This is a genomic window from Musicola keenii (genome assembly GCF_014855505.1).
Classification (GTDB): domain Bacteria; phylum Pseudomonadota; class Gammaproteobacteria; order Enterobacterales; family Enterobacteriaceae; genus Musicola; species Musicola paradisiaca.
In genome coordinates this window covers 156,100-169,070 of the sequence record NZ_JAAWVW010000002.1, presented here as the reverse complement: position 1 = coordinate 169,070, position 12,971 = coordinate 156,100, and the positions used below count along the sequence as shown (strand labels likewise).

The following is a 12,971-nucleotide window of genomic DNA, read 5'->3' as shown; positions in this document are numbered from 1 at the left end:
CGGTCTGCGTGAATGCGCGCTGACGACGCGATGCAAGTTTTCCCCTCACTCATCAACGGTAAAAAAACAAAAACCCCAGGCGTAAGTCTGGGGTTTTTGTTTTTAATCTGGCGGTGAGGGAGGGATTCGAACCCTCGATACGTTTTCACGTATACACACTTTCCAGGCGTGCTCCTTCAGCCACTCGGACACCTCACCGTAGCCGCTGTCTCAGCGACGGGCGCTACTGTAGGGAAATTCCGTTGTAGCGTCAACAAACTTCTTTCATAACAACGTGCGTTTAGCCAAACTTCACGCGATCTGCTGCTTTGCTCGCCAACGGTGGGGATATCGCAATGTACGCAGTTGAGAATATGTCGGCGGCGTTAATTTAATGTTATTGATTCTCATCGCCGCTGTGTCGTGGAGGGATAAATGCTATGCTTGCTTATCAATGCCACACCAGGAGAAATCATGTATCCCGTTGATTTGCACATGCACACCGTCGCCAGTACCCACGCCTACAGTACACTGCATGACTATGTTGCCGAAGCGAAAAAGAAAAACATTCGTCTGTTCGCCATTACCGACCACGGCCCCGATATGGCGGATGCGCCGCACTACTGGCACTTCATTAATATGCGTGTTTGGCCGCGCGTGGTTGGCGGCATCGGCATTCTTCGCGGGATCGAATCCAATATCAAAAATCTGGACGGCGACATCGACTGTACCGGCCAGATGCTGGAAGTGATGGATCTGATCATCGCCGGTTTTCACGAACCGGTATTCCCACCGCAAAATCAGGCCGTTCACACTACTGCAATGATTGCTGCCATGGCGCAGGGGCATGTGCACATGATAAGCCACCCCGGCAACCCCAAATTTCCCATTGATATCCGCGCCGTGGCGCAGGCCGCCGCCGAGTACAACGTGGCGCTGGAACTGAACAATTCCTCGTTTGAACACTCCCGCCGGGGTAGCGGGCCGAATTGTCGGGCGATTGCCGAAGCGGTTCGTGACGCGGGCGGTTATCTGGCGCTGGGGTCTGATTCGCATATCGCTTGGTCGATGGGGGAGTTTCCCCACTGTGAGCGCATATTGCAGGAAGTTGATTTTCCGCAGGATCGTGTGTTGAATGTCAGCCCGCGTCGGGTGCTGGATTTTCTGCAATTACGCGGTAAGCCTACTATTCCCGAATTTGCGGATTTGTGACACCGTCACTCATTGTTCACAAGGTAATAACATGAATGAATTCTCTGTGGTGTGCCGCATCCTCGGCTCACTGTTTTATCGTCAGCCGCAGGATCCGCTGTTGGCGCCGTTATTGACGCTGATCCAGCAAGGCAAAATGCCGCAGCACTGGCCGCTGGAGCAGGATGACCTGTCAGCGCGCTTACAGAAAAGCGTCGATTTACCGGCGCTGACGGCGGATTACGTCTCGTTGTTCGGTGATGACCCGGCGGTGGCGCCGTGGGGGTCGGCCTGGGAAGAGGGCGCACCGGAGGCTGAGGTGCGGGCATTTTTACAGCAGCGAGGTATGCCGTTGGGCGAGGGCCCGGCCGACCATTTCGGTGGGTTGCTGCTGGCGGCGTCCTGGCTGGAAGATCAGGCGCAGGACGATGAAACCGCCGCGCAGATTGCTTTGTTCGACAACTACTTATTGCCCTGGAGCGGACGTTTTCTGGGGAAAGTTGAGAGCCACGCCGTCACGCCGTTCTACCGCACATTGGCGATAATGTGCCGTGAGGCGCTGGATGCGATGCGAGATGAGCTGGCGGAGACAGAAGACGAAGACAATGAGGATGATGTGTAACCCGCGTTGCCGAGTAGGTAGCCCGGTCACTCACTCAACTGCGCAGTTCGCGCCGTATTTACCGCACATCACGGTGTCGGCTACGGCGCGCCCATCGCGGCGGTTTTGCCTGCAACACGCGCAGCGTCGTGTCGGAATACGGCTTTCGCGTGACGTGCTTTCGCTAGACTCAACCGTTCGGCGCTATAACTCGCCGGGCTGATGGCGAACATGCCGATACGTGGCAGGTTCGCCTGGTTCAGTGCTTAGTCGGTGAGCAGAATCACCAATTGCCCCGGTTTAACGTCAATACCTTTGGCCAGTTTTTTCGCCAGCGCTTCCTTGTTGCTGTGCTCCGGGTTCAGCACATAAGCGGGTTTTTGGTCGAAGTAATTCTTCAGCGACTGGTTCAGATAGGGCGTCAGCGTCTGCAATAGCGACTGCAATTTTTCCGGTTCGACTTGGTAGCTCACCAATTCCAGATCTTTCAGATAGATGGCACCTTGCTCTTTATTGAACACCGGCTGGGCTTTCAACGTCAGTTTCATGTCGGCGGTCTGGTTGCCGAGCAGCGAAGCGATATTCACTTTGGCGTTGCCGCTCAGCGTCACTTTGCCGGGCTCGGTGCGGCCGATTTGGCTATTGAGTTCGGTCAGCACGATGTTGGCGTCGATCACGCCGGGGACACCAAGCTGTTTCTGATAATCATTATGCTGTTGCAGGTATTGGTTGATTTCCTGCTCGCTCAGGGAATATTGCGTCAGCGGCCCGCAGCCGCTCAATAACCACGAGCCAAGCAGCGCCAATGCGGCCAGTCCTGAAAATTTCATCCTATAACCTCTTGTTTTTAAAGTGCTCTGAACCACCGAAACCTGCTGGCAGGGTGCGACAATCGGGGTATATCGCCAATCGGAATGTACTGAAACGCGCCTGCCCGCAGGCAGGCGGCGTGATTACTGCGCCTGATCGGCCAGCAAGTTGATGTTGCTCAGCCGCGCCATCGCATCACGGTAGGAGGCGACCTGGGGAGGAACGGCGACGTTGGCGACAATGCTCAGCGAACGCAGCAGCGGGAACAGATTGATATCGTCCAGCGACAGCGCGCCGTTGCAGGCGTCGGCGCTGACAATCAGCGGTTCCAGCGCCAGCAGGTCATGCTCCAGCCGGGCGACCAGCGTCTCGGTTTGGGCGAAGTGCCCGGCAAAGCTGCCGATCTGGCCCTCTTTTTTGTGGATGAAGTAGTTGCGGCCGGCCTCGGTGGCAAACTCTTCAAACCGGGCGCGGGAAAAGCGGGGGATCAGCAACTGGCCCGCGTACTGGTAAACCTGGCGGATCCAGTCATCAATGGCCGGGTTAACCGCGCCGTTCAGTACCGGTTTGCCATCCAGCCCGTCAACGTATCTCACGATATCCAGACTTTCCGGCATATAGCCGCCATCCGCCTTTTGCAGAATCGGCACCATCTTCTGTCCCACCATGGAAATGGGCGTCGCTTCGTCGTCATTGGACAGTACGGTCACGTCTACCGGCAGAGACTTCAGGCCGAAAATCATGCGGGCCTTCACGCAAAACGGGCAGTGTTCATAGATAAAAAGTTTCATACCAGATCTCCTGTAGTGCGCATGACCTCAGCCTGCGCGTGACTGTTCCAGCGCAGGATTATCCATTGTCGTGGTGTGGTGCGTCCATGCTGTTTGTGCCGGTAAATGTAACGAAATAGCGTCCGTCGCCCAGTCGACAGGAAATACGTTCAATGACCTAGGCGTCGGGTGGGCGCTATGGCGGCGGGAAAACGTGTGGTGGATAACTCGTGGTCAGTGAAATGCCGTCAGGAAAACCCGCGGCGGGGAGAACAGTGGCGCCCGTGACGGGCGCCGGTGACATCAGTGGTCACGCAAGATGGCGGGTTCGAGACGTTTCAGGTGGAACTGCCAGTAGAGCGCCGCCAGCGTCAGCATCCCGACAATACCGAGCATGCACCAGGGCAATGCCGGTTGGTTGAGTGATTTACCCATATCGAACAGCCAACCGCCGCCGCTGTAACCTAGAGCGCCGCCCAGCGCCAGCCCCATCCGGCTAAAGCCCATATAGCTGCCGCGGGCGCGGGCGTCGGACAACGACGCACTCAGGGTTTCCCGTGCCGGTTCGGCGATGATCGAGCCCAGGTAAAAAATACCGATCAATAGCAATAGCAACCGGACATGCGTCACCATGCCCATCGGCAGCAGGCTCAGGGTCATGATGAACAGACCTAACATCAGGCGTTGTTCCAGACGGTAGCGTTTTTCGCTCCAGCGGGCGATGGGATACAGCAGCGACAGCGACAGCACCGCCTCGATAGCGTACATCCACTTGACGGCCGAAGGCGTCCCCGCCAGCTCATTGACCATGATCGGCATCATCAGCAGTACCTGTACGCCCAGCATGTAGTAGCCGGTCAGCGTCAGGACGTAAGTCACAAAGCGCCGATCGCGCAGTACCCGCGACATACCTTCCAGAATCGGCGTGCGGGTGGTGGAAATCCGGTAGGCGGGCAGCAGCCATGCATTCAATAGGCCGATCAGCACGAAAATAGCCGCGCCGGTCCAACACACCACATTGAAATTGTATTGCATCAACCAACTGCCCAGTAGCGCGCCCAGTACCGCACCGGCGTTATCCTGCATCATCAACAGCGAGTAGAACCGGCTGCGCTCGTGCGGACGGGTGAGTTTGATGACGATGGCATTACGCGGCGGCTCGAACAGCGTGCCGCCCAAGGCGGATAAAATGCAGGATAGCATCAGCAAGAGCGGTGTTTCCGCCAATGCCATCAGCACGAAACCGGAAGCGCGCAGCAACATGCCGGCGACGATCATCGGTTTGGCGCCGAACCGGTCGGCGATCGCGCCGCCGAAAATCCCCAGCCCCTGTTGGGTAAACTGCCGCAGGCCGAGTGCTATCCCCACCGTCAGCGCCGCCCAACCCATCTGATCGACAAAACGAATGGAAATTAACGGGAAAACAACAAAGAAACCTAAAATTACCAGCATGTTGTCCAGCAGCAGGAAGTATTTCCCCAGGCTGCGGGCTTGCGTCATCAACGGCATGTTTCACCACAAAGAAAGCAGAAGAAGGCGTATGGATCTGATGAAGGACAGCCGGCGAAATGTGCGTCAGCACAATGTGTGTGGCGGGTTTTCGCATCCCTGCCTGACTTCAGATCTCTCGTCGGCGCTATTGTCTCGCCTCTTGATGAAATGTGATAGGGCACGCGCTAATAATTTTTTTTCATTAAACAACTGTTACCTGGGCGACAGTTTAAGAAAAAAAGCCGGCAGGATGACGTGATTGCACAATAACTCGGCGCCGGCGATTTTACGGCGTGGAAGCGATGTGGTTATAGTAGATTGTAAAATCATGGCTTTCGGCGGGGGCATTTCCGCCGGTGCAATACATTTGACCTATCGACAATCTGTCCGCCTGGGGGGAGACATGTTTGGCTACCGTTCCGCGTCAACGAAAGTCCGTCTGGTGACAGACCGGCTTGTAGTCCGTCTGGCACATGAGCGAGATGCCTGGCGTCTGGCTGAATACTATGCGGAGAATCGGGAATTTCTGAAGCCCTGGGAGCCGGTGCGTGACGCCAGTCACTGCTATCCTTCCGGCTGGCAGGCGCGCTTGAGCGTGATTACCGACATGCATAAACAGGGCAGCGCTTACTATTTTTTGCTGCTTGACCCGGATGAAAACGAAGTGCGCGGCGTGGCTAATTACAGCAATGTGTTGCGCGGCGCGTTTCACGCTTGCTATCTCGGCTACTCGTTGTCGGCGAAGTGGCAGGGGCAGGGGCTGATGTATGAAGCGTTGCAGGCGTCATTGCGTTACATGCTGCGCCAGCAGCATATGCACCGCATCATGGCCAACTACATGCCACATAACCACCGTAGTGGCGATCTGCTGGCTCGGTTGGGTTTTGAAAAAGAAGGTTACGCCAAAAACTATTTGCTGATTGATGGCAAATGGCAGGATCACGTACTGACCGCCCTGACCAATACCGAGTGGACGCCTATGCGTTAGGCCGCGCCCCGTCCCGGTTTCCCGATGAGTAACGATAGCGTCGACGCGCCGTCCGGCGTCGGCGGATCCTGAACTTCGCCCCGATAATGCACAAGGAGCACGCGAATGAAATACGAGTTGAATACCCGTGAAGCCAGAGTGATCGGCTGTATGCTGGAGAAACAGATCACCACGCCGGAGCAGTATCCGCTGTCGCTGAACAGCCTGACGGCCGCCTGCAACCAGAAAACCAACCGCGAGCCGGTGATGGACTTGAGCGAAACCGAGGTGCAGCAAACGCTGGATGTGTTGGTGAAACGGCATTTCCTGCGCACGGTAAGCGGCTTCGGCAACCGGGTGATGAAATATGAGCATCGGTTCTGCAACTCGGAATTCGGCGATCTGAAATTCTCGGCGGCGCAAGTGGCGTTGGTCGCCACCCTGTTGCTGCGCGGCGCGCAAACGCCGGGCGAATTGCGTACCCGGGCGGCGCGGCTGTATGAGTTCAGCGACGTGTCAGATGTGGAAAACACCCTGCAACAGCTGTCCGCACGTGAGGACGGGCCGTTCGTGGTGCGGCTGGCGCGGGAAGCCGGCAAGCGCGAAAGCCGGTTTATGCACCTGTTCAGCGGCGATGTAAGCGGCGATCCCGAACCCGACACGGAGCGCACGCCGGAAAGCGCGTCCTTGCTGGCGCGGGTGGAGATGCTTGAACAGGAAGTGGCAGCGTTACGCCAGCAACTGGCGGCGCTGCGCCAACCTTCGGACGCCTGAGCGCGTCGGCCGTTAACCGAATAATCATTGAGGATCGCCGATGTCATCGCTACGTATCGGGATGGTGGGGCTGGGCGATATCGCCCGTAAGGCCTATTTGCCGGTGCTGTCGCAGCAGCTGAACTGGACACTGGCGGGCGCGTATTCGCCCAATCAGCAGAAGGCACACCAGATCTGCGGGCAGTATCGAATGCCGTGTGCCGCGAGTTTGTCCGCGCTGGCCGAACAGTGCGATGCGGTGTTCGTGCACAGCAGCACCGCGACCCATTACGAGGTGGTGCACGCTTTGCTGATGGCGGGCGTGCATGTGTATGTCGATAAACCGCTGGCGGAAACGCTGGCGCAGGCTGAGGCGCTGGTGGCGCTGGCGGCGAAGCGCCGCCTGATGCTGATGGTCGGTTTTAATCGACGGTTCGCGCCGCTGTACCGACAATTGGCGGCGTTGGTGCCGTCGCCGGACAGTCTGCGGATGGAGAAACACCGCATCGACCACGTTGGCCCGCAGTCGGCGGCGTTTACCCTGTTGGATGATTATCTGCATGTGGTGGATACCGCGCTGTGGCTGTCGAGATCGGCCGACGCATCGCTGAACGGCGGCACGCTGCGCTGTACGCCGCAGGGTGCGCTGATCTACGCAGAGCATCACTTTCAGGCGGGTGACTGTCTGGTGACGACCAGTATGCACCGACAGGCGGGTACTGGCCGCGAAGCGCTACAGTGGGTGGGCGCGGGCGGCTGGTATCAGGTGGAAAATCTGCACGACTGGAAAGAGGAGCGGGACGGCGTAATCGTACAGCGGCCGGCGCCGTCTTGGCAGAGCACGCTGGAGCAGCGGGGGTTCGCGGGGGCGATTACGCATTTCGTCAACTCGGTGGTATCGCAGACGCCGCCGTTAACCAGCGGCGATCAGGCGCTGCGCGCGCAGCGCCTGGTGGACAGCCTGCTGGGAAAATGCTGAAAAAGAACGCAGTCGCGCGTTTGTTCGGTAGCTATTGAACACGCAATGCGTAGACTAGGCCACACTATCAGGCGGGAGCGCGGTTTGTTTCCGCCTGCGACGCAGCGATACCGGTGGCGTCCGGCGGGGCGACCGCCGGCAGTCCTTGAGCCGCGCCGCCCGTGATGTTGCGGCGGCGTCCGGTATCCCCGATTTCCCTATCCAGAAAAAGCGAATGAATTTACTGAAATCACTGGCCGCGGTCAGTTCCATGACCATGGTTTCCCGAGTGCTGGGGTTTGTGCGCGACGCGATCGTCGCCCGCGTGTTTGGCGCCGGTATGGCGACCGATGCATTTTTCGTGGCCTTCAAACTGCCCAACCTGCTGCGGCGTATTTTTGCCGAAGGCGCGTTTTCCCAAGCGTTTGTTCCCATTTTGGCGGAATACAAGAATCAACAAGGTGAAGAGGCGACCCGTACCTTTTTAGCTTACATCGCCGGGATGTTGACGCTGGTGCTGGCGTTGGTGACGGTGGCGGGTATGTTGGCTGCGCCCTGGGTGATCATGATTACTGCGCCGGGATTTGCCGATACGCCGGATCGTTTTGCGCTCACTGCGGCGCTGTTGCGTGTCACCTTTCCTTATATTTTGCTGATCTCGCTGACGTCGATGGTGGGGTCGGTGTTGAATACCTGGAACCGGTTTTCCGTGCCGGCATTTGCGCCGACGCTGCTCAACGTCAGTATGATCGCTTTTGCGCTGTTCGGCGCGCCGCTGTTTCATCCACCGGTGATGGCGTTGGGGTGGGCGGTGGTGGTCGGCGGCGTGCTGCAACTGGGTTATCAACTGCCGCATCTGAAAAAAATAGGCATGCTGGTACTGCCGCGCATCAAATGGCGCGAGCCTGGCGTCGCACGGGTGATGAAGCTGATGGCACCCGCCATACTCGGTGTTTCCGTCAGTCAGATTTCGCTGATCATCAATACCATCTTCGCCTCTTTCCTCAGCCAGGGCGCGGTGTCCTGGATGTATTACGCCGACCGGCTGATGGAGTTTCCCTCCGGCGTGTTAGGTGTGGCGTTGGGCACTATTCTGTTGCCGTCATTGTCGAAAAGCGTCGCCAGCGGCGATCAGGTGGAGTATTCGCGTCTGCTGGACTGGGGGCTGCGGCTGTGCTTTTTGCTGGCGTTGCCCGCGACGGTAGCGCTTGGCGTGTTGGCGCAGCCGCTGACGGTGGCGCTGTTCCAATATGGCAAGTTCAGCGCCTTTGACGCGCTGATGACCCAGCGCGCACTGGTCGCTTACTCCGTCGGCTTGATGGGATTGATTCTGGTTAAAGTGTTGGTGCCGGGGTTTTATGCGCGGCAGGACATCAAAACGCCGGTGAAAATCGCGATGGTGACGCTGGCCATGACCCAACTGATGAATCTGGTGTTTATCGGGCCGTTGCAGCATGCCGGGCTGGCGCTTTCCATCGGGCTGGCGTCCTGCATTAATGCTGCGCTGCTGTACTGGCAGCTGCGTCGTCAGCGCTTGTTCCAGCCGCAGCAGGGGTGGACGTCATTTCTGGCGAAACAGGCGATCGCCGTGGTGAGTATGGCGCTGGTGTTGGTGCTGATGTGCTATTGGATGCCCGCCTGGGATCAGGGCGGTATGGCGGCGCGTCTGCTACGGCTGATGGCGGTGGTGGCAGCCGGCGGCGGCAGTTATTTCGCCGTGCTGGCGCTACTGGGATTCCGCCCGCGGGATTTCGCCCGCCGCAGCGTCTAAGCCTTTTCTATTACCTGTTTCCCCTTTCCCGAGTTTCCTTCATATCCCGCCGGCGGCCTTATCGGTCGTTTGCGGGACGATGAGTTGCCGTTTGTTTTCCTTTCTTTGTCCTCTTGTTTCCTGAAAAAACAGCACATCGCCTGACATTTAGCAATTTGTTTAGCATTACTGATCAGTGCTACACCAAGTTGTATAAATCAATTGCGGAATATAGGCCCGAAATTATGCGTTATTTGTGCGAATGAATTGCTGTTATGTGACTGTTTTATTGATTCATTTAACTAATTAAGTGCAATGTTTTGTCGATAACAAGTTATCAGTGCATACATTACTGATACTTTAAATAAGAAACACAATAACCGTATGTAAATAAAGGAAAAGAAGATGACGATTTTCCAGAAATTAACAATAGCTATCACTATTTTCGTACTGTCGCTCATCGGTGTGGGCGGGTATGGCATTAAAGCGCTTGGGGATTCAAAGGATCGGGTTGAATACGTCACGGGAAATACGTTGCCCAGTCTCACTTTATTGTCTAATTCGAACATCAATGTGCGTGAAGTACGGGCATCGCTCAGTTCGCTGAGCAACATGGAGGATCAGGGGCAACGTGTGGCGCTGTTGAAATCCACGCTGGACAAGCTGACAAGCGTGGATAAGCTCATGGCAGACTACAAGCAGAACTATATTGCCGATGCGCACGATGCGCAGATGACCGATTACATCATTCAACAACTGACGTTGTACCGTCAGGCTATTGATAATGTTTATAAAGGCGGAATCCAGCAGAACACCACGGATACCGCCGCGGAAAATACTAAAAAGCAGGTTGAACAGGCATTGATTAAAGCTTTGCAGGATCAACGTGATTACAACCTGACGCTGGCCGATACACAGGAAAAATCTAATGAGGCGAGTTATAACACTGCGCTGTATACCTTTGTCGGCCTGATCGTTGCCTCGGTGGCGGTGGCCGGTACGCTGGCGTTGATGATTTTGCTGTATGTCCGTCGCAGCCTGAATCATCTGCAACATACCTTGCTGACGATCAGCGACAATCTCGATCTCACGTTGAGAGCAGACGACAGCCGTCATGATGAAATCGGCAAGACTGCGCAAGCGCTCAACAACCTGACCGACCGTTTCGCTACCGTGTTGGCGGATGTGCGGATGTCCAGCGAAAGTGTGGCGACCGCATCCAGCGAGATTGCCGCGGCGAACATTGATCTGTCGTCCCGTACCGAAGAACAGGCTGCGTCACTGGCGCAAACCGCCGCCAGCATGCATGAAATCTCCTCCACCGTGGAAAGCAACGTCGAAAATGCCCGGCAGGCCAACAGTCTGGGCCTGAAGGCGGCGGAGGCCGTGACCCACGGCGATGAGTCGGTTGAACGCATGATGCAGGCGATGAAAGGCATTGCTTCCGGGTCGGAAAAAGTGGCGGAGATCACCAACCTGATCGAAGGCATCGCTTTCCAGACCAATATTCTGGCGTTGAACGCAGCGGTGGAAGCAGCGCGCGCCGGCGAGCACGGCCGCGGCTTCGCCGTGGTGGCAGGCGAAGTACGCACGTTGTCACAACGTTCCTCTTCCGCCGCCAGAGAAATCAAAACGTTGATAGACAATGCCATTGCGGCAGTGAGAAACGGCTCGCAGCAGGCGGATGATGTGCGCGAGGCCATCGGTAATGTCAAAACCCTGATCACGAATACGTCATCGCTGGTGGGTGAAATGTCGCTGGCGTCGGAAGAGCAGAGCCGCGGCATCAGCCAGATCAACGTAGCGATCAACCAGATGGAGGCGGTGACGCAGCAGAACGCCGCGATGGTGGAACAGGCGTCGTCGGCGGCGGAATCGCTTAACGATCAGGCGACGAGATTGCGTCAGTTGGTGGAAACGTTCCGACTGAGAGAGGGGGGGGCACACGCATCGTCGGATGAGGCTTTGTCGTCTCGGTTGGCGTTAGGGATGAAATAACCGACGGGTGCCAGAGACGCGGCGGTAACGTCGCGTCTCTGGCGTGAATGGGCCAGCGATTTCATCACTATTGTTCGTGAATAACGCCAAGTTATTGGTTGAATGAGTGAGCAATTGTTTCAACAATGTGTGATTAGAGTCAAAATATAAGTTCTTATTATTCAGGTATAGATAATGCGAGATTATCTGGCTATAGTTTACAAGGTAAATTAATACCTATCAGAAAATAGAACGTGATAATAAATATCATTTTTATAGCGCAGCGTGAGTGAATAACATAATGATGAGTTGGGTATAAAGAGAAATTAATTTCGGCCGTGATAAATAAAACAAGAAGGTATGATGATAAATATTTTCTCTTACGCATGTACTTTCTTTTGCATGCAATATAGCCAATAACCGGGGGATACATGTATTCATTCGTTGCGCGGCAGCCTATCTTTGACAGGCACCTGAATACGGTAGCCTATGAGATTTTTTTTAGAAATGGCTTGACCAATGCCTTTCCCAATGTGCCCTCCGAGTATGCGACGGCCCAGATCATTTCGGATCAGTTCCTGTGTGCGGCGCCGTCCCGCCTGGTTGGGCATCATTCCGCATTCATTAATTTTCCCTATCAATTAATTGTTAACGGCGTCGCGCATGCGTTGCCGCGTAACAAAGTGGTGATTGAAGTATTAGAGCAGGCGACGCCTGATGATGACTTATTGAAGGCGGTGCGAAAATTACATGATGATGGGTTTCGCATCGCACTGGATGACTTCTCTTTAGACAGTGCCTGGGATCGCTTCATCCCCTACATTCACATCATAAAATTTGATGTGCAGGATACTGAGTTTAATGATATTGACCGCTATCTCAGTAAACAGGGTAAAAAAATAGACCATGTGACGTTGCTGGCTGAAAAAATAGAGTCGCATGCCGAGTTTGAGCGATATAAAAAATATGGATTTGATCTTTTTCAAGGCTATTTTTTTAGCAAGCCGGAAGTGATCAAAAATCGCAGGTTATCACAGAATGAGATCGCCACATTCCAATTGATAAAAGCGGTAAGCGCCGAAGAGATTGATTTTAAGAGAGTTGAGATGTTGATTAAGGGCGATGTCTCTCTTTCCTATAAAGTCATGCGCTACGCAAAAAATATTTTATACCGGACGGTCGGCGCCAGTAATTTTAAATGCCTGTCGTTGAAAGATATCGCCATGTACCTCGGTAAGAATGAACTGCGCCGTTTTGTGGCTATTGCCTGTTTATCCGTTGCAGGTGATATCGAGGTGGAGGAACTCTATCAAGTGAGTTTGACCCGCGGGCGATTCTGCGAGTTGGTGGCTGAGCGAGTGGGGTGGCATTCTTCCGTACAGGATGCGTTTTTATGTGGGTTGTTTTCGCTACTGGACGTGATCCTGGATGTGTCGCTGGAGGATGTCTTTGGGCACATCACCCTGTCTGAAGCGGCTTCCAGGGCCTTGCTTCATCATGAAGGCAAACTTTACGCGCTATTACGGCTGTCGCAACTGTATGAACAAGGGTTATGGGCGGGCGTCGGCGAGATGGCGAAGTTGATGCAACTGTCGGATCACTGTGTCATTACGGCAATGGACAGCGCAACCCGGTGGGCGGATGAATTCAGTATTTAGCCGTTGCGAAGGGTGACAACACAGAGTGAGGGATTCGGGCCGACGGCAATGGCGTCGGCCCGGTGA

The 12,971-nt window shown here is 55.4% G+C and carries 11 protein-coding genes and 1 tRNA gene; 8 read left to right on the top strand and 4 right to left on the bottom strand.

The genetic code is table 11. The annotated features are described in order from the left end of the window. Positions 1 to 108 precede the first annotated feature (108 nt). A tRNA-Ser gene (locus HEP82_RS03060) sits at positions 109 to 198 on the bottom strand. A gap of 255 nt (positions 199 to 453) precedes the next feature. Here HEP82_RS03060 and HEP82_RS03055 point away from each other — a divergent pair. Together HEP82_RS03055 and HEP82_RS03050 are read left to right on the top strand one after the other, a co-directional pair. Continuing rightward, a complete protein-coding gene (locus tag HEP82_RS03055) occupies positions 454 to 1,191 on the top strand; it encodes a phosphatase (protein ID WP_192456728.1) in 738 nt (245 codons plus the stop codon). Positions 1,192 to 1,222: 31 nt separating this feature from the next. Next, entirely contained in the window at positions 1,223 to 1,792 is a 570-nt protein-coding gene (locus HEP82_RS03050) for a TorD/DmsD family molecular chaperone (RefSeq protein WP_192456727.1), read from the top strand. 245 nt (positions 1,793 to 2,037) lie between these two features. On the opposite strand, the gene HEP82_RS03045 is transcribed toward HEP82_RS03050, so the two are convergent. The 3 genes from HEP82_RS03045 to mdtH all read right to left on the bottom strand — a co-directional run bounded on the left by HEP82_RS03045 (position 2,038) and on the right by mdtH (position 4,860). Then, positions 2,038 to 2,601 carry a lipoprotein gene (locus HEP82_RS03045; RefSeq protein ID WP_192456726.1) on the bottom strand — a complete coding sequence of 188 codons (564 nt, stop codon included), beginning with the start codon at positions 2,599 to 2,601 and terminating at the stop codon, positions 2,038 to 2,040. Between the two features lie 123 nt (positions 2,602 to 2,724). Beyond that, positions 2,725 to 3,372: a glutaredoxin 2 gene (grxB, locus tag HEP82_RS03040; RefSeq protein WP_192456725.1), complete on the bottom strand. Its 648-nt coding sequence runs from the start codon at positions 3,370 to 3,372 to the stop codon at positions 2,725 to 2,727. 282 nt (positions 3,373 to 3,654) lie between these two features. Then, positions 3,655 to 4,860, bottom strand: a complete 1,206-nt coding sequence (mdtH, locus tag HEP82_RS03035) for a multidrug efflux MFS transporter MdtH (RefSeq protein WP_192456724.1) — start codon at positions 4,858 to 4,860, stop codon at positions 3,655 to 3,657. 385 nt (positions 4,861 to 5,245) lie between these two features. On the opposite strand from mdtH, the gene rimJ reads away from it, so the two are divergent. The 6 genes from rimJ to HEP82_RS03005 all read left to right on the top strand — a co-directional run bounded on the left by rimJ (position 5,246) and on the right by HEP82_RS03005 (position 12,905). Beyond that, complete coding sequence (gene rimJ, locus HEP82_RS03030) at positions 5,246 to 5,830, top strand: ribosomal protein S5-alanine N-acetyltransferase (protein WP_015853875.1); 585 nt, start codon at positions 5,246 to 5,248, stop codon at positions 5,828 to 5,830. Between the two features lie 105 nt (positions 5,831 to 5,935). Beyond that, entirely contained in the window at positions 5,936 to 6,583 is a 648-nt protein-coding gene (locus HEP82_RS03025) for a YceH family protein (RefSeq protein WP_192456723.1), read from the top strand. A 40-nt stretch (positions 6,584 to 6,623) separates the two neighbouring features. Then, the gene (locus tag HEP82_RS03020) at positions 6,624 to 7,541 is read left to right on the top strand and encodes a Gfo/Idh/MocA family protein (protein WP_192456722.1); all 918 of its coding nucleotides are present in this window, start codon (positions 6,624 to 6,626) and stop codon (positions 7,539 to 7,541) included. 214 nt (positions 7,542 to 7,755) lie between these two features. Beyond that, entirely contained in the window at positions 7,756 to 9,291 is a 1,536-nt protein-coding gene (murJ, locus tag HEP82_RS03015; protein WP_192456721.1) for a murein biosynthesis integral membrane protein MurJ, read from the top strand. A gap of 384 nt (positions 9,292 to 9,675) precedes the next feature. Then, positions 9,676 to 11,268, top strand: a complete 1,593-nt coding sequence (locus HEP82_RS03010) for a methyl-accepting chemotaxis protein (RefSeq protein WP_192456720.1) — start codon at positions 9,676 to 9,678, stop codon at positions 11,266 to 11,268. Between the two features lie 410 nt (positions 11,269 to 11,678). Continuing rightward, the gene (locus HEP82_RS03005; RefSeq protein ID WP_192456719.1) at positions 11,679 to 12,905 is read left to right on the top strand and encodes an EAL and HDOD domain-containing protein; all 1,227 of its coding nucleotides are present in this window, start codon (positions 11,679 to 11,681) and stop codon (positions 12,903 to 12,905) included. Positions 12,906 to 12,971 lie beyond the last annotated feature (66 nt).